This window comes from Odoribacter lunatus (assembly GCF_943193135.1).
In the GTDB taxonomy this organism is placed as follows: domain Bacteria; phylum Bacteroidota; class Bacteroidia; order Bacteroidales; family Marinifilaceae; genus Culturomica; species Culturomica lunata.
On the sequence record NZ_CALPCZ010000006.1, the window covers coordinates 1 to 22,858 of the forward strand.

A 22,858-nucleotide genomic window follows, 5' to 3' on the forward strand; every position below is an offset into this window, starting at 1 on the left:
GGAGTGGCTACGGATGTCAACGGTAAATTCGCCCTTCGTGTGAATGACGATGATGTGCTGGTATTCAGCTTTATCGGTATGAAACCGTTGGAAGTAGCTGTAAAAGGCCAGACGAATCTTAACGTAGAACTGGAGTCTGCCAGCGAAGCGTTGGATGAAGTTGTGGTTGTTGCTTACGGCACGGCAAAGAAAGAATCTTTGACAGGTTCTATTTCCGTTGTTGACAGCAAAGAGATTGAAAAACGTTTGACGACGAGTGTAACAGGAGCATTGGAAGGTTCCGCACCGGGTGTACAGGTAAACAACACTTACGGAGAGCCGGGTTCTGCACCTTCAATTCGTATCCGTGGTTTCGGTACGTTGGTTTCCGGAGCTTCCGATCCGTTGTATGTAGTAGACGGTGTTCCTTTTGACGGCAATATCGCCGAATTGAATTCCAATGATATTGAGAGCATGTCTATTTTGAAAGATGCTGCTTCTTCTGCATTGTACGGTAACCGTGCCGCTAACGGTGTTGTTCTTATCACAACCAAGAGCGGTCGCGGAGCAAGCAAGCCTTCCGTTACTTTACAGATTAATCAAGGTATCTATAACAGAGGTATCCCCGAATATGACCGTTTGGGCGCCAATGAATGGATGGAAGAGGCTTGGAGAGCTATGCGCAACTATGCTTCAAGCAATTTAAATTTAGATGCTTCCCAAGCCGCAGCCTATGCAACTCAGAATGTTATCAAATCTTATGCCCGTCGGAATATCTATGACCGCGCAGACAACGATTTGTTCGATGCTAACGGTAATCTGATTGCCAGCATATTGCCGGGCTATACGGATTTGGACTGGAACGACGATATCGAACGCAACGGTTACCGTCAGGAATACAACTTGTCCGCCAGTTCATCCGGAGAGAAATTAAACGTTTATTCTTCTATCGGTTATCTGGATGAAAAAGGATATGTCAAATCAACAGGCTACAACCGTTTTTCTGGTCGTATCAACACCACGTATACTCCCAACAAATGGTTGAAGGCAGGATTGAATTTAAGCGGGTCTACAACCAAACGTAATTACAATAGTAATGCTTCTGGTAATATGTATGCCAATCCGTTCTATGTTACCCGTTACATGGCCCCGATTTATCCGTTGTTCATGCACAACGCTGACGGTTCTTACGATTTGGACGAATTCGGAAACAAACAATATGACGTGACTTCTGCCTATCTGGATAACCGTAACATCGCTTACGAATTGCGCAACGACAAACAGGAAAGCCGCCGGAATGTATTGAACGGACAAGCTTTCGTAACGTTGTCATTGCCTTACGGATTCGGAGTTACTGTAAAGGGAGACATGAGCAACAGCACATCCAACAACAAGAATTTCAACAATCCGAACATCGGTGACGGTGCTACCAACAACGGACGTCTGACCAGCTATGCTTACCAATATACCAACTATACCATGCAGGAGTTGATTAACTGGAATCACAGTTACGGCGTGCATAACATTGATGTGATGTTGGGACATGAAAACTACAGCTGGGAACGTAAATACACCTACGGAATGAATACAGGTATGGCTATTGAGGGAATCCTGACCATGGGTAACTTCCTGACGAACTCTTATTATTCCGGATATGATGACGAATACAAAACGGAATCTTTCCTGACCCGTCTCCGTTACAACTACGATGAACGCTACTTCCTCGAAGGTTCTTACCGTCGGGACGGTTCTTCCCGTTTCCACAAAGACAACCGCTGGGGTAATTTCTTCTCTGTAGGAGCCAGCTGGAACATCAGCAAAGAATCTTTCATGAGCGATGTGCATTGGGTAAATAATCTGAAATTCCGTGCCGCTTACGGAGAAGTAGGTAATGATGCCGGTGTAGGCATGTACGGTCACATGGCATTGTATGAAATTGATAAAAACGGAGGGAATGCAAGTTTGATAAAAGCTTCTTTGGCTGCTCCCGATATCAGATGGGAAACGACTCAAACCCTGGATTTCGCTTTGGAAGGCAGATTGTTCGACCGGTTGAATGTTCAAATCGGTTATTTCGACAAACGTTCCAAAGACCTGTTGTTTGAAGTTCGGTTGCCACTGTCCGCAGGTTCATATCCGTGGCAAACTAGTACCAACAATATGACCCAATACAAAAACATTGGTACTATTTCCAATAAAGGTGTAGAAATCGCCTTGGATGTAGATGCTATCCGTAACAATGATTGGCGTTGGAACATCGGTTTGGACGCTACCATCATGAAAAATGAAATCATAAAATTACCGGACGGACAAGATATTTTGCACGGTATGCAAAACTATTCCGAAGGTCATTCCATTTATGAATTCTATACCTATCACTTTGAAGGGGTAGACCAGCTGACGGGACGTTCCCTTTACACGGTTGATGAGGAGAAAGCAGCAAGTGCTGCGGCAGCCGGCGAACTTGTAACCATCAACGGTAAAGATTACACAACCATTACCTCTTATGCCAAACGTGACTGGGCCGGTTCCGCTCTGCCGGATGTATACGGTTCTTTCCATACGTCATTATCCTGGAAAGATTTAAGCTTGAATATGTTGTTCACCTATTCTTTGGGTGGCAAAGTATATGACGGCAGCTACAAAACATTGATGGGTAATACGGCTATGTCCAGCGGAGAGGCTTGGCACAAGGATATATTGAAATCATGGAACGGTGCTCCGGAAGGCATGACGGAAACTTCTTCCAACCGTATCAAAAAGAACGGTACCCCGTCACATGACTTTAGTCTTATGGCTGACAACAATGCTGTCAGTGACCGTTGGCTGACCGATGCTTCTTACTTGGTATTCAAGAATTTGAATCTGTCTTACAGTTTGCCGAAACATATAACAAGCCGCTGGGGCATCGATGGATTGATGGTAAGCGCAGGTGTTGAAAACCTCTTTACGAAGACCGCCCGCAAGGGATTGAATCCGCAGTATTCATTCAGCGGAGGTTCGGATGATACCTATGTAACAGCCCGGGTTTACAACTTAGGACTTACGCTGAAATTCTAAATAGTTGAATATTAAAACGAAAAAACATGAGAAAATATATCAGTAAATTGTTTATCTGTAGTTTGGTTGCCGGCGCGTCATTTTTGACGCTTTCATGCAGCAACGACTATTTAGATACGAAACCTACTTCTTCCGTCGGAGCGACGGATGCTGTCGGGACCACAGATAATGCGTGGAAAACATTAAACGGAGTAGCTCAGCTCATGATTACCCAACATTCTTATTACGGTCAGGGTTTTAATGGAGAAGGCTACATCATGATAAGAATGGAAAGTTATCCAAGCCAAAACTATAACTACAACTATTACGCCAATGGCTGGATGCCTCTTTTCAATCAGACATTCCACAATCGGACAACTTCCCAATACAACTCTTACGCATGGTATTACTATTATTCTATCATCGGTAATTCCAATTCCATCATTTGCAACATTGACGCAGCAGAAGGAAGCGATAGTGAAAAGAAATTCCTCAAGGCTTCGGCATTGACATTCCGTGCCTATGCTTTCGAGAAATTGTTGCACTACTATAGCTGGCGGTGGAAAGATTCCAACAACGGAGCTTCACAAGGTGTTATCCTTCGCTTGGATGAATCCACTGACGGTATGCCTTTTTCTACGATGGCAGAATGCTATACCCAGATTTACAAAGACCTGGATGAAGCTATCGCTTTGTTTAATGAGAGCGGCATTGACCGTCCTTCCGGAGAAGTTTGGTTGCCGAATGTAAACGTAGCACACGCCGTTTATGCCCGTGCCGCATTATACAAAGAAGATTATGCCAAAGCCCTTTCCGAAGCCAAATTGGCCCGTCAAGGCTATCCGCTGATGAGCAATGCTGAATACCATGCCGGATTCTGCAACCCGACCAGCGAATGGATTTTCGGTAGTTTCGGCGGTTCGCAAGAAAATATATGGTATTATAGCCATGGTACCCAATATGCTTGTAACGGATATTACGCTTCAGTACAACCAACGGGAGCCGGTGCTATCGGCCGCGAACTGATCAACCGCATTCCCGACAACGATGCCCGTAAAGCGTTGTTCTTGACAGAAGACAAATTCCCCGGTTATGATTGGAATGATGAAGATGTTTTAGATCCGGATTATGCTATTTTCTGGGACGATGATTTAATTGCAGAGACAGAAGCCTATATCGACCAAGTTGCCGCTCCCGGTTTGGAAACTCCTTACCAGGCAGGTTACTACTATCTGGGCGCACAGTTGAAATTTTATGTATTCGACTTGCCGGGCGTAAGCTATCTGCCGTTTATCCGTTCTTCCGAGATGGTATTGGTTGAAGCGGAAGCCAACTACTTCCTGAACAACACTGCTGATGCACAGGCTGCTTTGGTTGAATTGAATGCCACCTCCGGCCGTAACCCGCAATATACTTGCTCTAAAACCGGCGATGATCTTTGGAATGAAATCATGGATTACCGCGAAGTAGAACTTTGGGGTGAAGGTTTTGCCTGGAGTGATTACAAACGCTGGAAACGTCCGATCGTTCGTAATACCGTAGCAAACGGCGGTAACGCTTATCCTACCGTTGCCATCACGATTCCTGTAGACGGAGTAAACAACTGGACGTGGGATGTACCGTTGAATGAAATAGATTACAACGACAAGTTAGATTAAAAACATCCTGTAGGATATAATATTTATTGAGCATCCCGAAAGTCTTGATGACATTCGGGATGCTTTTTATATGATTTTAAAAATAATTTTATCTTAAATAATTTTTTTAGTAAGTTTTGCTACTTTTGTAATGATGTAATACAGAAGAATAGATGCAAGCGACTAAAAATTCGTTACCCGGCTTAAAAGAAAAGCGATACCAGCAAAAAAAGGATATTATCGGTTTTCTGTATAAAATGGGGGAACTTTCCAAACCCGAAATTTGCCGGTTAACTAATATGACGACTCCAACCATCAGCCGGATGATTGATGAACTTATCACGGAAGGATGGGTCGCTGACCAGGGACAAGGAGCATCTATCGGCGGAAAAAGACCGCATATATTTTCAATAAATCCCGATGCCGCTTATATTATGGGCGTGGAGGTCGGACGAATCCATCTGAAGATAGCTATTTTCAATCTGCGGAAAGAAATCATCGGTGAAATCAAGGTTTATCCTTCCATTCTGGAAGAAAATACAAGCAACGAAGAGAATATCCTATATATCCGGAGAAAAATCAATCAGACTTTATCGGAATTAAATATTCCCTATTCAAAAATCAAAGTCGCAGGTTTCGCGATACCGGGATTGATTGACATTGACGGAACTTCATACACTTATTTCACGTATGAAGATACCAATATTAAAAAGGTATTGGAAAAAGAATTAAATATTCCTGTATTTATCGACAACGATTCTAAAATCATGGCTATGGCGGAACACACATTCGGTGTTGCCAAAGGCGTCCCTCATGTTTTATGTATCAGTGTCAATGAGTGCATAGGATTAGGAATGATTCTTAATTCCCAGCCGTACACGGGATATAAAGGTATGGCAGGAGAATTCGGCCATATCCGCATATCCGGATTAAACGAACAGTGTTACTGCGGAAAGATAGGCTGCCTGGAAACCGTCGCTTCCGGAAGAAGTATTATCAAGACAGCCCGGGAAGCGATTAAGAACCATACCCAAACAGCGATACAGACTCTGGCGGGAAAGGGTGAAATCACATTAACAACTATTATAAAAGCGGCCAAACAGGATGATATTTTCGCCATAGATTTGCTTCAACAAGCAGGTGAAAAAATCGGAGAGGGTATATCCACGTTAATCCACCTTTTTAACCCCCAAGTATTGGTAATCGGAGGCGAAATTGCGGAAGCGGAAGAATTAATTACCATGCCTATCCAGCAAATACTGAATAAGTATACGCTCACACGCCTCAAGAACCAGTGCGAAATCAAGCTGAGCAATTTGAATTCACATTCCACCATTATGGGAACTCTCATGGTGGTCATGAAAAATTTATATTACGATTCCGACAGTAAATTCTCTTTGTATTAAAACAATTCAATCTATCAATAAACAAAAACTTTATAGCTATGATGACAACTTACATCGCCCGCGGAGAAGGAGCTGACCGATATGAAAAGATTCCGGTCGAAATAACAGAGTCTCCGGAAACAGCCGTAAAAGCCGTTGCCAAAGAAATTGCAGAACTTATTCGCTCCAAAGCTGCAAAAAACGAAACATGCGTATTGGGACTGGCTACCGGTTCTTCCCCTATCAAGTTATATAAGGAACTGGTACGGATGCACAAAGAAGAAGGATTATCATTCAAGAATGTAATCACGTTCAATTTGGATGAATATTTCCCGATGGCAAAGGAGTCCGAACACAGCTATCACTATTTCATGCACCATCATCTGTTCGACCACATTGATATTGATCCGAAAAACATTCATATTCCGGACGGGACTTTGAAAGCGGACGAGGTGGAAAAATTCTGCAAAAGCTATGAACAGCAAATCGAAAATGCCGGCGGCATCGACCTTCAGATTTTAGGTATCGGACGCACGGGCCACATCGGATTCAACGAACCGGGTTCGCCTATTTCTTCCAAAACCAGAATGGTTTATTTAGACCGTCTGACCATGAAAGATGCAGCAGACGAATTCGATGGCATCGACAATGTGCCCACCCGGGCAATTACCATGGGCGTAGGAACTATCATGAAAGCCCAAAGAGTCATATTGCTGGCATGGGGAGAACCGAAAGCTCCTATCATTAAAGCAACGGTAGAGGGAGAAGTAACAGACAAGGTACCTGCTACCTTCCTGCAAATTCACCCCAATGTACAATTCTTCATTGACGAGAAAGCAGCGGAAGAACTGACCAGAGCCAACCTCCCGTGGTTGGTGAGCAAAGTGGAATGGAACGACAAACTTATCCGCAAAGCCGTTATCTGGTTGTGCCAGAAGGTCAATAAACCGATTTTGAAAGTAGAAGACAAAGACTATGCCGACTATGGCATGAGCGATTTGGTAAAAACTTTCGGTTCTTCCAACAAAGTGAATATTCAGGTGTTCAATGACCTGCAACACACTATTACCGGCTGGCCGGGCGGCAAACCCAATGCCGATGACAGCACCCGTCCGGAAAGAGCGAATCCGTATCCGAAAAGGGTTATCATTTTCAGCCCGCATCCGGATGATGACGTTATCTCTATGGGAGGTACGTTCGCCCGTCTGGTGGAACAAGGACACGATGTACATGTCGCCTATGAAACGTCCGGTAATATCGCCGTTTTGGACGACTATATCTACCAGCAAATGGATATCGCAGCATCTTTCACCCGTTTGGTAGGAGGCGATACCAAAGCTATGGATGCCGCTTTCGAGAAGGTAAAACAGCTGATAGCGAACCGCAAACCGGGAGACAGCGAGCCGAACGAACTGCTGCCGTTCAAAGGCGCCCTTCGCCGTGCCGAAGCACGCGGTGCCGACCGTTATCTGGGCGTTCCGGAGGACCATGTACACTTCCTGAACCTTCCGTTCTATGAAACCGGTACGGTTAAAAAGAACCCGTTGGGACAGGCCGATGTGGATATTATCGTAAAACTGTTGCGGGAAATCAAACCTCATCAGATCTATGCAGCCGGGGATTTGGCAGACCCGCACGGAACGCACGGCGTATGCCTGGATGCCATCCTGCGCGCTTACGATGTGGTATGCGACGACGAATGGTTCAAAGACTGCTATACTTGGTGGTACAGAGGTGCCTGGATGGAATGGGAAATCGAAAAGGTGGACATGGCAGTGCCCATCAGTCCGTCGGAATTGTCAATCAAACGGAAAGCCATCTACAAACACGGCTCGCAAAACAACGGTCCGGCCTTCCCGGGTGATGACCCCCGCGAATTCTGGCAAAGGGCCGAAGACCGCAACCGCAACACGGCAGACATTTATAATAAATTAGGTATGGCGGAATATGAAGCCATGGAAGTGTTCGCCCGCTATATTCACAAGAAGAAACAACACTAAAAACCAACATTATGAAGAATAAGACCACCCTTCTAATCATGGCCGCAGGCATGGGTTCCCGTTTCGGCAGTCTGAAACAGATTACCCCGCTCGGCCCTCACAAAAAGGCATTGTTGCACTATACCATTTACGACGCGGTTCATGCCGGTTTCGATAAAATCGTGTTCGTTATCCGGGAGAGCTTTGCCGAAGAATTTAAAAATTTCGTCGGAAAATATGCGGAAAGCCTGGTGGAAACCGCATACTGCTATCAAGATATGAACAAATTGCCGGGAGGCATGCCCCCGATTGAAAGAGAAAAACCCTGGGGAACCGCTCACGCTATCTGGTGTGCCAAAGACGCTATCCACGAACCGTTCGCCGCACTGAACGCCGACGATTTTTACGGAAGCGACGCTTTTGTCAAGGCTCACGATTTTCTGGCCAATAACCAAGATGAAAAAGAGTTCTGTCTGATCGGTTACCGTCTGGCAGCAACCCTTTCTGAAAACGGTACCGTTTCCAGAGGTATCTGCGAAGTGGATGCCAAGAATTACCTGACCGCTGTTACCGAATGCACCAAAATCGGCACGCAGGCAGACGGGAGCATCAAGGACGAGGAGCTGAACAAACCGTTAAGTCCCAACGATGTCGTATCCATGAATTTCTGGGGCTTTACCCCCGCTGTTTTCTCCGAAATAGAAAAACAGTTCGTTGAATTCTACCCCAAGAATAAGGATAACCTGAAATCGGAATTCTATATTCCCAAGGTAGTGGACCAGATGCTGAAAGACAAAGTCGCACAGGTGAAAGTCATCCCGACGGAAGCCAAATGGTTCGGAGTCACCTACAAAGAGGATACTCCGGGCGTAAATGCCGCTTTGGCCGCTTTCGACAAAGAAAGAAAGTACCTCGATTTATAAGAATCGGTTTTCTATCGGCCGGGGACGGGATAAGTTGCTTTCCGTTCCTGGCATTTTTTTTAAATGCTTAGTTCAATTCGATATGTTACGACGTATTATTGCCTTTGTGTTTTTCATTTCCACCGTGACAGCCGGCTATGCCCAGCTCGTCACCAAAAAGGACTATAAAGCGGCTATCGGCGTGCAGGCAGGTGCGGAATGCGGGATTTTTCCCTCGGCTGCCATTTCGCAAGTCAAGATTACCCCGACTGCCGGGCTGAAAATGACGTTCCCTTTCAACCGGAAGTGGTTCGTCGGAAGTGAAATCAATTACAGCCGTCTCCATACCCGTAACAAATACTCGGACGCACAAGGAGAAAACCGGATAGAACTCGACCTGCACCAGCTTATGGTACCCGTGTATGCCAAATACATGCTGAATTCCAACCGGGCGACCCTGCTGTTCGGCGGACACCTGACCTATCAGTTCGACAACAAATCCGATGTCTCCTCCCCAGTCGAGATTAAAAAATGGAACGGCGGAATCACCGCCGGTTACGAACAACTGATCACTTCCCGACTGCACCTCACATTCAAAATCGATTACGGTCTGTTATCCCAAATCGAATCCTCCGCGGACAAAAAGTTCACGCCATTGAAAGCCAGCCTCTCGCTAAGCTACGACCTGTTGCGCATCGGCGACTGCGGCTGCCATTAATGATTAAAAAAGGCTACAACTATTTTTTATATCTCAGATAATCCTTATCTTCGTCAAAATAGCTTAAAAACAATGTCAAAGGATGATATAAAATCCGATTTATTGAAAAAACTAAAACAAGAACATTGTTTTTGGTCTTTTCATGAAGATTCGATAAAAGATGTACCGGATAACATTCTAATCGAAAAAACATTGCTATACCTTGATATGGAGGAAATAAAACAACTTTTTGTTATTTATCCCTTCAAAAAAATCAAACGAGTTTGGTTAGAATTCCTTGTTCCGCAAGGAGTTTATTTATACACATTAAATCGCTTCTTAGCTTGGAAAAAACCAGACACTTATTTGAAAACCATGGAAACCCGTCATTTTAACACATTAGTACGATGAACGGTTTAGCGCCACATACGGGTGAAATCTTTGAAGCGATTCGCAATTATCTCAAATACTTCAATGCAGACTTCCCCGGAAGAGGATAAAAAAGAGGGAAAGCTATTGCCTTCCCTCTGTAGCTAAAAGATAAGATGTTCTATTATTTTTTATTATAAGTATAAGTTTCTTCCTCATCCTCAGAATACAATACAAGCTTAGAAGAAGAAATAGATTTAACCATATAAACCTCCTTTTCACCATCATCATACTCTTCATCCTCATCAAATATTAATGTTAATTTCGGATCTTTATAAATATAAGTCCCCATATTTCTAGTAGTTCCATACTTTTCTTCATACCAAGTCCAAGTAAATGAGCCATCCTTTTTAAAAGTCAATTCATCCCACTCGTCATCATAGGTATCATCCCGCCAAGTTCCAATAAGCAACGACTCTTTTTTGTCATCTTTATCGTCATCATCATCATCTTTACTACAGGAAGTAGCAACCATACTCATAGCAGCGACTAATAACATCGCTAATAACTTTAGAATTTTCATATACCAACAAAAATTAGAATTTATAACCTACCGTAACATAAAATGCACCATTCTTTATATCACTCTGCTCCTCTATACTCATAAAACCCAACTCGTATTCTGCACCAAATACAAAACGCTGATATTCAAAATCTACTCCAAAGTCAAGTCCAGCATCAAATCTTTTACCATACCCGTCTTTGCTAAAAACATTAAAACTTTCATCACCCTCTTTAATTTTTCCCGCAAAGGCATAAGCTAAATAAGGACCTGCTTTAAGCGTAAGATTCCATTTACTGGCAATATTGATTCTATAAGCAGCTACAACCGGAACTTGAAGATAATAGTAATCTACCGTAAAGCCCTTGTATACAGACGCACCATTTAGGCGTACGTCTATATCATATTTAGCCCCTTTCATCGCCAATTCCAAAGAAGGCATTAATGACCAATTAGAGGTAAAGGGCTTTTCAATACCAGCCCCAATCTTACCAACAAAATGGGAAGACAAATGCCCTGCATCTCCTCCATAGCAATTAGCCATACCAAATCCAGCTTTCATGTTCCATGTAATTTGTGCAGACACAGTAGTAGCAAATAAAGCCACACACACCAAAATAAATAGTTTTTTCATAGTAAAAAAATTTAAAGTGAATATTAAGTTATTTAAAATTGAAGTTCTTTCCATTTGTTTTTCAAGTTATCAGAGACGTTCACCGAAGGAGTCTGCAACTTATCATTCTCAAGCATCGAATTCTTTTTCACTTCCGAAGAGAGAGTTGTAAATAAATCACCGAAAGTAATTTTACCTTTCGTCTTCTTTAATTGATCTAACAAAAAATAAGTAAACATTCCATGCCGTTTTTCTTTATATGAAAGTGCCGTTTCATCATCTGATGCAGCTGTAAAAACAACCATATTACCACCAAGTACTTCATTCTTAGGTTTAATTGCAATACCACGTGCAGCAACTAAAGCCTGGCCATTTCCTCGCTTTACACCACTGAAACAAGCATCCAGTAATACAGTTATACTCTGAGTCTGCATTTTTGCTAAACGCCCATACAACTCACTCAATTTGAAACAAGTACTAATATCTTTAGGGAATCCATCTGTAGGTATGAGGTATGCCGTTTTATCTTTCTCATCCGGCATTCCGTGCCCCGCATAATAGAAAATTATTTTAGCTTTGCCTTCTGTCACATTCGCCATTGTTTCTGCCCAATTTAATGCCCGTTTTATATCCGTATATGAAGCATCCGGAAACATACGTATCTGTTTTTCCGGAATCCCAAAAGTTTTTACACAATATTCTTTAAATATTTCTCCATCACGCAAAGCATAATCTACTTCTGGTACATCTTTATAATTTTCATTCGCGATTATAACACAATATGTATCTCTGTTCTTGTCAGAAACAATTGTTGGAATATCCACATCCACGTCTACCGGAGGCAATACTGGTTTTTGAGCTGCAAGCTCTACTACCTCCTGTTGTGTTTTTGATTTTTTCTGTATTGTCTGGTTAGTATTATCATCAGATTTATCTGTTTTCCCTTTCGCCCAACCTAATAATCGATCCGTAAATCCGCCTTTGGATGAATTATCTTTTGCAACCTTCTCTGTCTGTTCTTTTTCCTTTTTATCTATTTCAATTTTTTTCACCTGTACTTGCCGAGGATCCTTAGCTGATGCAAATATTATTTCCCCTTGTCCAGTCGGCCAAATCTCCTTGCCTTGACGCAAAGAATTTTCATCTACACTTGCAGACATTGTAAAACCAAGTCCCGGATTATTTCTAAAGGCATTTTTTCCTACATGCCTAACAGACATCGGAAGTTGTACAGATATTAATCTTCGAAATTCATTAAAAGAAAATTTGTCAATATCTTCTATTCCCTCTTCCAATATCAAATTAACAGTAAGATAACTTGCACCATTCACAAACGTACTTATTTGCTTTACAGGGAAACTATTACCTTTATAAACAACTGTCGCTGGAATTATGACATCAGCAACACTCGAGTTGAAAGCTGTAATACACACCCCTCCATCAATCATTTTACATTTAAATTCAACACCTTTATAAGCATAATCAAAACGCTGAGCCATTATCTTCGACACAGAGATGATTAGTAAAAAAATTAATACTATTTTTTTCATCATACTTATTTTTTTCTAATTATTATTGATTTCCTCATCAATTGCATTTCAGTATCATGTTTACGACAATTTGCCAACCATTTTTGGAAATCATCATAAGACAAATCTCTCGGTAAGGCTATGTCTGTATTATTATCACTAGCTTTAATGAATGACCGAGGAGAAAAAATAATATAAAGAAGATTCTGTTCCAATTTCTCCGAACAAGTCATCACATATTCATCTACCAATGAACGTTCAAAAATTGGAGCTTCATCAATATGAAAAAAGAGATAACGTTGATTTGCCCTTATTTTATATATTCCTTCTGTTTGCTCCCGATAAGGCAAAAGACAATAAGCCCGCTTTTCCATATCCAACAAATAAACCGCAAGATAACCACTGACAGGTGATACAAAAGAAAGGTACATATCATCTCCATCATAAAATGTATCATCTTCATATTTATCATCGGTCGCATTGCGCAATATGCGCGCTTTAATGTTTATTTTTGCAGAAAGTACTTCACGAGCACGCCCTTTAACCTCAACCTTGATTATTAACATTCCTTGCTCATAATGAACATCATACACAGGACTACCGATAGTTTCTATCCACTCTCCTTTTACTTCACTACCACCTATCGAAAAGAAATCAATACCTGATTCGCCATTGCGATTTTCAACAAGGGTTGTATTAGTTTGCGAAACAATTGTACCAAAAGCATCTGCCAATGCCTGTATTTTCGCACGGTCAAGTGCTATCTGTTTGGCTTCTTCAAGTGTTATATTCTCAGGCGCATGATAAATATACTCAGCCGATAGTGTTTGTATCTTTTGCGCAAAAAGAGAAATAGCAAAAAAATTTAAAAGAATAAATAGAAATATTCTCATCCTCTTACCAACCTAAAATATTATCAAGTTTCTGATGTAAATCTTCAGATTTATCCTTCAACTGTTCACGTACAGCCTTTTTGGCTGCAGATTTTGCCATCGCTCCATTGTAAGCAATACGCACTAATACTTCTTTGTTTCTATTACGAAGAACTCTATAAACTTCCATTACAGTTATTACCCGACCTATACTTTGTGATATAAGATTTTTCGAAGCCATTACACTTTGAGTAACCGATTCTGCCTGTTCAGCCTCAAGTTGTTCATTGGCAACTGAATTTTCTACCAAAGCAGTAATTTCTGTCTGTATTTGTCCCGCAAGATTTTGTTTCGCTAATTCAATCGCTTGCATTTTAGCCGCATCATAATTGGTGCCTACACTCATAGCTTCCGCCATAAGATATTTTGGATACAGATCTTCGTCGTATTCCATTTGCATGAGATAAGACTTGTCAAGCTGTTTTTCCAAAGGAAGTGCACCTGGAGCAGCTTGCCATCCTTCACCAATTAATTTTTTACTTTCCCTGCGTGCTATTTTGGTCGCTTTCTCCTGAAGTTGAACTTTAGAGGCTTTGGTTATTTCCTTACGTTCTTTTAATTGTTCCTTAGTGATTTGAGCTGACACGGTAGAAACAAGCCCCATCAGCATGATAGACAATACGATTCTTACTGCTTTCATAATGATACTACTTATGTCCGCAGATCCCGAATCGGACGAATTTCTTATTTTCACAAAGTTATATTATAAAAAACGCGGGATTCTGTACTTGCCGCTCATCCCGCATACTAGGCCTTCGCATTGCCTTCGGTCAAGGATAAGCAACGCAGAAGCCCACGCTAATATGTTATACGTCTCTTGTAAGATACAAGATATTATAAACATACTCATGAACATCTACTATTGCTTTACCGTGTGACCTATATTGAAGTTGCGAAGTTCAGTATGCCACTGATAAAACGTTAAGTAAACGCCTTTATAATATAACGCATCCCCTTACCACCAGTCTACTAAAAGACTTTAGCGTGGGTTTGCATCCGCAAATATATATCAGAAAAATTTAAAAATATTGATTGGGGTAAATATTTTTTATAATTCTCCTCTCCGAAGAACAAATTACTATTGTAAATAGCAATCCCAATCAATTTTACGAAAAAAGAAAGATATATCTAAAAATATAAACGTGTAAAATAATTTAAAGAAGATACGAATTACTCGTTCATACAATTATTTTACACGTCTTTGCTATTTAATACCCAGCAGCCTCGGCTATTTTTCTCGGAATGTCAGTATTGTCCAGTTTGCCGCTGAACAAGTGGGAACCGGCACCAATGGCATATACCGGAACGACTCCGGCAGAGTGGCCTCCGCTCGTCCAACCCACTAAAGCAACAGCATCCAGAATCCTTATGGCTTCGGCAGCAAGCTGTTCATTTTCCGCATAAAGGTCTTTTTCTATTTTCGCACCACCTTTACCGAATGATTTAGCATAAATATCTTTCAAGCGGGCTTCCTGCTTTTCGCTTAATTTCACCTCTTTCCAAAAGCCCAAGTTTTCACTCAACAAGTTACGCACGTCGTCCCAGCTCACTTTGTTTCCCTTCGCCGTACGGAGTTCCTGTATCTTGTGGGTCAGTTCCTCTTTGGACAACGCCTGATGCTGCAATGCCTGCAAATTCAGCGCATATCTTCCCGTACCCAGTCCGATACCTCCCGTTTCGTGGTCCGCCGTAATCACGATAAGCGTTTCATCCGGATGCTGATTATAAAAATCCAATGCTTTCTGAACGGCTTCCGCCATGTCCACCACTTCCTCAAAAACTGTCGCCGCATCGTTTCCGTGACACGCCCAGTCGATTTTGCCGCCTTCCACCATCAGGAAAAATCCGTCATTCGGTTCTTTCATCAAAAAGCGGATGGCATTTTCCGTAATCTGCGCCAATGTCAAATCCCCTTCTTTCCGGTCAATGGCATAGGGCAGGCAGCTTTTTTCCGCCCCCTCTTTCTGGATAAACACCGCTTTTACGGCGTCCGCATATTCTTCTTCAAACGCTTCGCTTCCACGAATAATCTTATACCCCGCCCCTTCGATAAGACCGTACAGTTCCGGTGCAGCGGTATCTTTTTTACTCTTCGGTTGCAGGAATCCGGAACCGGCATAAAAATCAAATCCGGTTTTCGGTAAATCCGTACCTATCTCATAATACATCGAGCGACTCGGCTGATGTGCATAAAAAGCCGCCGGTGTCGCATGGTCCACGCTCACGCTGGTCGTAATGCCCACTCTTTTCCCGGCCTCTTTTGCCTTCACGGCAACACTATATAAAGGTGCCTCGTGCAAACTGTCCATGCCGATGGTACCGTTTTTCGTCTTCGTACCCGTAGCCAGCGCCGTACCTGCGGCAGCGGAACAAGTCACCGAATTGTACCTGGAATAGGTCGTGGCGAAATTCACTACCGGAAACTGCGTGAAGTTCAATGCTTCGATACCGATTCTGCCCTGCTTTTCCGCCAGATACATCTCGGTACCATTCACCTGATTCACACCCATACCGTCTCCGATGAAATAAAAGACGTATTTCGCTTTTTTCTCTCTGGAGACTTGCTGACACTGCGGCAACAACATCACAGCCACAGCAATAAAAATCATAAAAGATACTATCCGTTTCATGTATTTCATTTTTATTATAGACTTCAAAACTAATTATTCTCTTTTATATTTCTTCCATTCCTTTTAAGAAAAATTACAAACCGATTAAAATACTTCACTTCTTTTTTTATATCAAACAAACCTTTATCTTTGTACAAATTGTGCACGCGAAAGCGAGATGTAACAATATATTAATCAATAAAATTAATACTATGATTTATTCACAGGAAGTACAACACATGTGCGTTGTAAAAAAAGGACCGAACCACGGTCCGGCACCCATTCCCGAAGAAGGCAAATGGGTACGTTCTAAAGAAATCAAAGATATTTCAGGTCTGACCCACGGTATCGGCTGGTGCGCACCGCAACAGGGAGCCTGCAAGCTGACGCTTAACATCAAGGACGGTATCATCGAAGAAGCTTTGGTTGAAACCATCGGTTGCTCCGGTATGACCCACTCCGCCGCTATGGCCTCTGAAATCCTTCCGGGAAAAACCTTGTTGGAAGCCTTAAATACCGACTTGGTGTGTGACGCTATCAACACCGCCATGCGCGAGCTTTTCCTGCAAATCGTGTACGGTCGTACGCAAAGTGCTTTCTCCGAAGGCGGTCTGCCTATCGGCGCCAGCCTAGAAGACCTCGGTAAAGGTCTCCGCAGCCAGGTAGGAACGATGTTCGGTACCAAAGAAAAAGGAACCCGCTACCTGGAAATGGCAGAAGGTTACGTAACCCGCATGGGTCTGGATGCCGACGGCGAAGTTATCGGCTACGAATTCATCCACCTGGGTAAATTCACCGATTTCCTGAAAAAAGGCATCGAACCGAAAGAGGCTTTGGAAAAAGCAAAAGGAAACTATGGTCGTTTCGCAGAAGCAGTTAAATATATCGACCCTCGTCACGAATAAATTAAATTGAAAGAACTATGGCATTATTTGAAAGTTACGACCGTCGTATTAATCAGATTAACGCGACTCTGAATAAATATGGTATCAAAGACATCGACGAAGCAAAAGCTATCTGCGATGCAAAAGGCATCAATCCTTACGACATCTGTGAAAAAACACAGCCGATTTGTTTTGAAAATGCAAAATGGGCTTATGTGGTAGGTGCTGCGATCGCCATTAAAAAAGGATGTACCAAAGCTGCCGATGCGGCAGAAGCTATCGGTGAAGGCCTGCAGGCATTCTGTATCGCCGGCTCCGTTGCTGCCGACCGAAAAGTAGGTCTGGGACACGGAAATCTGGCAGCCATGCTGCTCCGCGAAGAAACCAAATGCTTCGCATTCCTGGCAGGACACGAATCTTTCGCCGCTGCCGAAGGAGCCATTGGTATTGCAAAATCAGCCAACAAAGTACGCAAAGAGCCGCTGCAGGTTATCCTGAACGGACTGGGTAAAGACGCTGCGATGATTATTTCCCGCATCAACGGATTCACCTATGTACAAACACAGTTCGACTACTACACCGGAGAATTGAAAATCGTAAAAGAAAAAGCATACTCCAACGGAGAACGCTCTAAAGTACGCTGCTACGGAGCTGACGACGTGCGTGAAGGCGTGGCTATCATGCGCCACGAGGGAGTGGACGTTTCCATCACCGGAAACTCAACCAACCCCACCCGCTTCCAGCACCCGGTAGCCGGAACCTACAAAAAAGAGTGCATGGAAACCGGTAAAAAATACTTCTCCGTAGCTTCCGGCGGCGGTACGGGACGTACCCTTCACCCGGACAACATGGCGGCAGGCCCCGCTTCCTACGGTTTCACCGACACGCTCGGCCGTATGCACGGAGATGCCCAGTTCGCCGGCTCTTCTTCTGTTCCCGCTCACGTAGAAATGATGGGATTCTTAGGTATGGGTAACAACCCGATGGTAGGTGCTACCGTTGCCGTTGCCGTTGCCGTAGAAGAAGCAAGCAAATAAAAACAGCAAGTCCCCGGACTTCATATAAATCCTGCAAGCGAAAACTTGCAGGATTTTTTGTAACCGAGTGTATCGGCTCAAAACAATGAATAATACACCCAAAATCGGCTCAACATGAGCCGATAAATCATTATTTTTCGTTATTTTTGAGCCGATAAAGCTGATTTAGTTATGACAAACGAGACCGAGATACTCCAATTCCTACATTACAATCCCCTTTCATCACGTACTGAAATTAACAGTGGTATCTCAAATACCCTCAGTCCGGCAACAATGAAAAGATTACTTGCAGACGCGATAAAAAAAGGAAACATTGAAGTTATCGGGAAAGGCCCATCTACCAAATACCGTCTTACACCACAGGCACAGGTAACTATGCCGCTAAATCTTGATACCTACTTTGACAAGGATATTGACCAACGTCAAGTGCACGAAAGTTTTAACTTTGAATTAATACGGGAGATTCTACCCGAAGTTCAACTCTTCACCTCCGTGGAAGCCAAAGAATTGGAAGATGCACAAAAACTGTTTCAGCAGCATATTGCGGAAATGTCCGAATTTGAATACCGTAAAGAAATGGAACGCCTCGGTATCGACCTGTCATGGAAATCATCCCAAATCGAAGGCAACACATATTCTCTGCTTGAAACTGAAAAACTACTTAAAGAAAAACAAACGGCAAACGGGAAAACCAAAGAAGAAGCTACAATGCTTCTAAACCACAAAAAAGCACTTGACTTCATACTCGACGCACCGGATTATATGAAAAACCTTTCAGTAAAGCGGATTGAAGACATCCATACCTTACTGACTCAAGAATTAGGGGTAGACCGGAACATCCGCCACCGTCGTATAGGCATTACCGGAACTAACTATATTCCACTTGACAATGAATTTCAAATACGAGAAGCATTGGAAGATTCTTGCCGGCTCATAAACAGCAAAAACAATGTATTTGAAAAAGCCCTCCTTGCATTAGTTTTATTATCATATATTCAAGCATTCACAGACGGGAATAAACGCACAGCACGCATTACCAGCAATGCAATATTGATAGCATACGGCTACTGCCCCATATCTTTCCGTACAGTAGATTCCATCGACTACAAAAAAGCAATGTTGATATTTTACGAACAAAACAACATAGCCTCTTTCAAAAAGATATTTATCGAACAGTTCTTATTTGCAGTAAAAACATATTTCTAACAAAAACTTATAATCTTATTCTCATTACCAGATTAACACATTCCCCTATTGCCCGGGTATTCCTTGAAGCAACTCCGTTCCAATTGGCTACCCCCTGCGTAGCAACCGTATTCGGGAGTAAAGTTGATACGCTTCTGCGTCGCCATTGCTACACGTTTGCCCCAGTGAATTTACAACGAATTCATCTTTTTATCTCTTTGATGTTTCATCATGAAATCATGTGTCTTTTTGGCTATAAATACCCCCTTTTCAGAAAACCTATCGTTTTCGTATAAAAAACCTATCGTTTTTGAGTAGAAAACCTATCGTTTTTTTTGAGTAAAAAAATCGGTAAAAACAAAGCAGTGGAAAAAACATTTTTCCACTGCTCCATTATCCCATTTCTCCACTTTTAGTTCAACGGAATCATCCGTATTTGACCGTTTCTTGAGTACACTCCGTTTTTCCCGCCGACAGTGGCTTAAATCAAGGAACAACCGGACTGATTTGTACTTGTCCGTCTCCGGAGTTTCCTGTCATTGTTCCAGTACCTGCTAAATTCGGCATACCGACATAACTGCCTTGTACTGTTGTCCATCGATAACCGGTACCGTCAATCATTGTCGTATTCGTGAAATATAAACCGGAATAATGAACAGACTGACCTGTAGGACTGCCAGAACTATTAATTGCATTACAACCGGTATGTCCGGAAACAAAGGAAGAACCTCCGAATGCTCCACGACCGACATTATACTGTCCTGTATAATATGATCCGTTTCTACTACCTCCATAATAGCCACCTCCACCACCTCCTCCGGCGGATTGGTTATTTACCCCATTCGTACCAATTCCCAAAGTTGTGTTGAATGTTCCACGACCACCGGCACCACCGGCACACCCATTCCATCCTCCGGCACCGCCACCACCACCGGCAACAATCAATCGGGAATATAAAGATGTCGTACCATCCCATGAACCTCCCGTCAAACGCACATCCGAAGCTCCCCCTCCGGCACCTCCATTTTCAACTCCGCCATAAGTATCTTTTCCACCTATCGCACCACCATTCCAGCTTGCTCGCCGTGAGTTATTATCGTTACCGATTTGTCCGACATAAACATATAAAGCGGTACTTTGGGCTAATGCTATTGTACCCCTCGCATAAGCTCCGTATCCTCCCTTTGAACGACCAGCAGCATTTCCTCCTCTTGCTCCCCAACATTCCATAACATACTCTCCCGGCACCAACGTAATATTCTGTTGGGAACCAGTGTAACCAAACCGTCTTTGTATTTTCAGCCTTTGGGTCCACGACTGTCCCGGACATTTATCCGATGAAACCGTCACATCTACCCAAAATACGGAATTGGAGGTCAAGCCGGACACCACGCCTTTGTCGGCTGCAATAGATATTCCTGCGGGAGCATTATCCAGTTTCCAGTGAGCCTGCGGCATGTTTCCCCAGGTTGAATTTACGGTAAAAGAGGGGTAAACATTGGTATACGTGTCCAATGAATTTGTCCACGGAAGAGGTGCCACATACACATTCGTCACTGTTTCCGCCATGCCGACGGCACAGATTCCCACACGTTTAAACTGATACCTTACAAAAGTGGTGCCGGTATTGACAAAATTATTGTACACCAATGACTCCCCGGTGGCATCGGGAATTATATCGAATTTCACTTCTCCCGGTTTCTTTACATACCAATTGTATTGAAAACGTACATCCGGAAAATCAGGACAGGAAGGCAATTGTATATTGACAATATGCAATTCATTCCCGGGACAGGTCGTATCGCCCTGAATTTCCCCGCCGTCTATTTCAATCCCTGAAAGATTATAAACGCCCCGGAATCCCACCGTGCTGTCCCGCTGGGTAACAGACGTGAAATAGTTCATCGCTTCCGTTCTGTCCGAAGTCCGCAACAATTCATCTGCACTATTAAAACCTCCGCCTCGCACTCCGTACCTGCTGGCTGTTTTATCCCACAGACTGGCATTATACACGCCCGTTCCGCAACTACCACCGTTTAGATTGGTATAATTTACATTGGCACATAACTCCTTTAAATTCCCGCTCATTTCCATCACTGCCCAATACGTGGCACCCGCCTGGGTTTGGTTGGTAGCCGACGTAGCAAACAAGCCGCACCGCACGGGGCCGTTAATACTGTTAGCAGTTCCACTGTTCACGTTCTTTAAGTAACTCAATGCCTGTTCCCGTTGTTCTCCCCGATAGTTTAAATCGCTAAGGAAGGAAATACGGTTGATGCCGTTATTCGTATTCCACGCATACTCTCCTTCATCGGGCTCTTGGGGATAAAACCGCCGGCAGGCCTTTTCATACTCCAATTCACTCATCGGGCGTAATCCACTCCAACTGCAATACGCTATCATATCCTCTATACTCATGTAATTGCACGCGAGTGTCTGTCCGTCGTCCGTACTAAAGAGGTCGTTACTTGGGTTCAGATTATTACCGAATACGGCGGGCGTATTTGGCTGCCGCTGTTCGATAAACACAATGCCGTTCCGGCAACTCGGTGTGTGGAGGTCTCCAAACACATAATCTCCTCGCTTCATATTGGCAAAATCATTATTCTCAACTCTCGCCTTTTGCTGTGCCAACGTCAAAGAGTTCAAAAACTCCGCGTACTGCTCTTGGCTTATCTCGTATTTCATGATATAGAAGCCCGCGTAGCCTTTTGGATAAGAAGCCGAAAGAGAAACGTTCGACATGCCGTCTTTGGCTGAAAGCGTCATTGCTGCCTCGGTATCTATCACCACGGCCTCCGTACCGCCTACCACAAAACTCTTGTTGGAATACGCATCCCCTAAGTAATACGCACCGTATGGAACATACACCATCTCTATGGCGTGAACGGCAACGTAGATTTCATTCAACGCTTCGCCAAAATCCGAGCGGGTCAATCCCGTGCCCTCTAATGGCCATTTCGCTTGCAGCCGCACACTTACATTCCCCTCTGAAATTCCCTCACGCATCACGTACAGACCGTTTACCTTGCTACTGTTCGTGCCGACCATGTACGCGTAACCGCCGTCCTCGTTGCCGGCAGCCCTACTTAATACATGTCCCGAAGAACCTAAATACGCATGCTGCCACGGATTCTCTAAGCCCCGCTTCTTGTACTTAAAGAACACCCACGCAGCATCCCAGTTGAAATCATCCCGCCACGAATTATCCCAGCGGAGATACACCTCAATAACCGCCGTATCGCCCGAAAAGTCGATAACGCGCGTTTTACCGTCTACCCGGATATTGTTACCGAACACGGGTGGAGAAAACAATCCGGAAAGAGTCACGACAAACAGCAACCCCAACGACATCCGAAGACGCCGCATTCCGGCACACTTGATTAATTTTTTCATACCAAGAAATACTTTACACCTTGAAAGTCCCCGGAAAGGTGGGTTTATAACAAAAGAAAAGCGTGGGAACTTTAGTTTTACCGAAACTGAGGATCTGGACTTCCCACTACACGATAAAACGACA

17 protein-coding genes are annotated in these 22,858 nt (G+C 43.4%); 10 read left to right on the forward strand and 7 right to left on the reverse strand.

Features of this window, described 5'->3' with window-relative positions; translation table 11 throughout:
* The 7 genes from NFR61_RS03945 to NFR61_RS03975 all read left to right on the forward strand — a co-directional run.
* Positions 1 to 3,039: SusC/RagA family TonB-linked outer membrane protein (locus tag NFR61_RS03945; RefSeq protein WP_277613051.1), on the forward strand; the 3,039-nt coding region annotated here is incomplete at its 5' end.
* Positions 3,040 to 3,065: 26 nt separating this feature from the next.
* Positions 3,066 to 4,676 (forward strand): RagB/SusD family nutrient uptake outer membrane protein, encoded by a 1,611-nt coding sequence (locus NFR61_RS03950; protein ID WP_251620834.1) that lies wholly within the window; start codon positions 3,066 to 3,068, stop codon positions 4,674 to 4,676.
* Positions 4,677 to 4,828: 152 nt separating this feature from the next.
* The gene (locus NFR61_RS03955; RefSeq protein WP_251620835.1) at positions 4,829 to 6,061 is read left to right on the forward strand and encodes an ROK family transcriptional regulator; all 1,233 of its coding nucleotides are present in this window, start codon (positions 4,829 to 4,831) and stop codon (positions 6,059 to 6,061) included.
* A gap of 38 nt (positions 6,062 to 6,099) precedes the next feature.
* A complete protein-coding gene (gene nagB / locus NFR61_RS03960) occupies positions 6,100 to 8,040 on the forward strand; it encodes a glucosamine-6-phosphate deaminase (RefSeq protein WP_251620836.1) in 1,941 nt (646 codons plus the stop codon).
* 11 nt (positions 8,041 to 8,051) lie between these two features.
* Positions 8,052 to 8,942: a sugar phosphate nucleotidyltransferase gene (locus NFR61_RS03965; protein WP_251620837.1), complete on the forward strand. Its 891-nt coding sequence runs from the start codon at positions 8,052 to 8,054 to the stop codon at positions 8,940 to 8,942.
* 82 nt (positions 8,943 to 9,024) lie between these two features.
* Positions 9,025 to 9,639, forward strand: coding sequence for an outer membrane beta-barrel protein (locus tag NFR61_RS03970; RefSeq protein ID WP_251620838.1), 615 nt, complete (start codon positions 9,025 to 9,027; stop codon positions 9,637 to 9,639).
* A gap of 72 nt (positions 9,640 to 9,711) precedes the next feature.
* Positions 9,712 to 10,029 (forward strand): hypothetical protein, encoded by a 318-nt coding sequence (locus NFR61_RS03975; RefSeq protein WP_251620839.1) that lies wholly within the window; start codon positions 9,712 to 9,714, stop codon positions 10,027 to 10,029.
* A gap of 142 nt (positions 10,030 to 10,171) precedes the next feature.
* On the opposite strand, the gene NFR61_RS03980 is transcribed toward NFR61_RS03975, so the two are convergent.
* From NFR61_RS03980 to NFR61_RS04005, 6 genes are all read right to left on the reverse strand, one after another.
* Complete coding sequence (locus tag NFR61_RS03980) at positions 10,172 to 10,570, reverse strand: hypothetical protein (RefSeq protein WP_251620840.1); 399 nt, start codon at positions 10,568 to 10,570, stop codon at positions 10,172 to 10,174.
* Positions 10,571 to 10,583: 13 nt separating this feature from the next.
* Positions 10,584 to 11,183, reverse strand: a complete 600-nt coding sequence (locus NFR61_RS03985) for a porin family protein (RefSeq protein ID WP_251620841.1) — start codon at positions 11,181 to 11,183, stop codon at positions 10,584 to 10,586.
* Positions 11,184 to 11,215: 32 nt separating this feature from the next.
* Positions 11,216 to 12,715 carry a caspase family protein gene (locus NFR61_RS03990; protein WP_251620842.1) on the reverse strand — a complete coding sequence of 500 codons (1,500 nt, stop codon included), beginning with the start codon at positions 12,713 to 12,715 and terminating at the stop codon, positions 11,216 to 11,218.
* Between the two features lie 2 nt (positions 12,716 to 12,717).
* Positions 12,718 to 13,584, reverse strand: coding sequence for a DUF4384 domain-containing protein (locus NFR61_RS03995; RefSeq protein ID WP_251620843.1), 867 nt, complete (start codon positions 13,582 to 13,584; stop codon positions 12,718 to 12,720).
* Between the two features lie 4 nt (positions 13,585 to 13,588).
* Positions 13,589 to 14,263, reverse strand: a complete 675-nt coding sequence (locus tag NFR61_RS04000; RefSeq protein WP_251620844.1) for a hypothetical protein — start codon at positions 14,261 to 14,263, stop codon at positions 13,589 to 13,591.
* Between the two features lie 568 nt (positions 14,264 to 14,831).
* Positions 14,832 to 16,253, reverse strand: a complete 1,422-nt coding sequence (locus NFR61_RS04005; protein ID WP_251620845.1) for an alkaline phosphatase — start codon at positions 16,251 to 16,253, stop codon at positions 14,832 to 14,834.
* A 191-nt stretch (positions 16,254 to 16,444) separates the two neighbouring features.
* Between NFR61_RS04005 and NFR61_RS04010 the strand changes: the two genes are divergently transcribed.
* The 3 genes from NFR61_RS04010 (at position 16,445) to NFR61_RS04020 (ending at position 19,359) form a co-directional block, all read left to right on the forward strand.
* Positions 16,445 to 17,137 (forward strand): iron-sulfur cluster assembly scaffold protein, encoded by a 693-nt coding sequence (locus NFR61_RS04010; protein WP_251620846.1) that lies wholly within the window; start codon positions 16,445 to 16,447, stop codon positions 17,135 to 17,137.
* 17 nt (positions 17,138 to 17,154) lie between these two features.
* On the forward strand, positions 17,155 to 18,153 hold the full coding sequence (locus NFR61_RS04015; RefSeq protein WP_251620847.1) for a GGGtGRT protein: 999 nt from the start codon (positions 17,155 to 17,157) through the stop codon (positions 18,151 to 18,153).
* A gap of 171 nt (positions 18,154 to 18,324) precedes the next feature.
* Positions 18,325 to 19,359, forward strand: a complete 1,035-nt coding sequence (locus NFR61_RS04020; protein WP_251620849.1) for a Fic family protein — start codon at positions 18,325 to 18,327, stop codon at positions 19,357 to 19,359.
* Between the two features lie 465 nt (positions 19,360 to 19,824).
* Here the strand turns inward: NFR61_RS04020 and NFR61_RS04025 are convergent, their stop codons facing one another.
* Entirely contained in the window at positions 19,825 to 22,734 is a 2,910-nt protein-coding gene (locus NFR61_RS04025; RefSeq protein WP_251620850.1) for a glycine-rich protein, read from the reverse strand.
* Positions 22,735 to 22,858 lie beyond the last annotated feature (124 nt).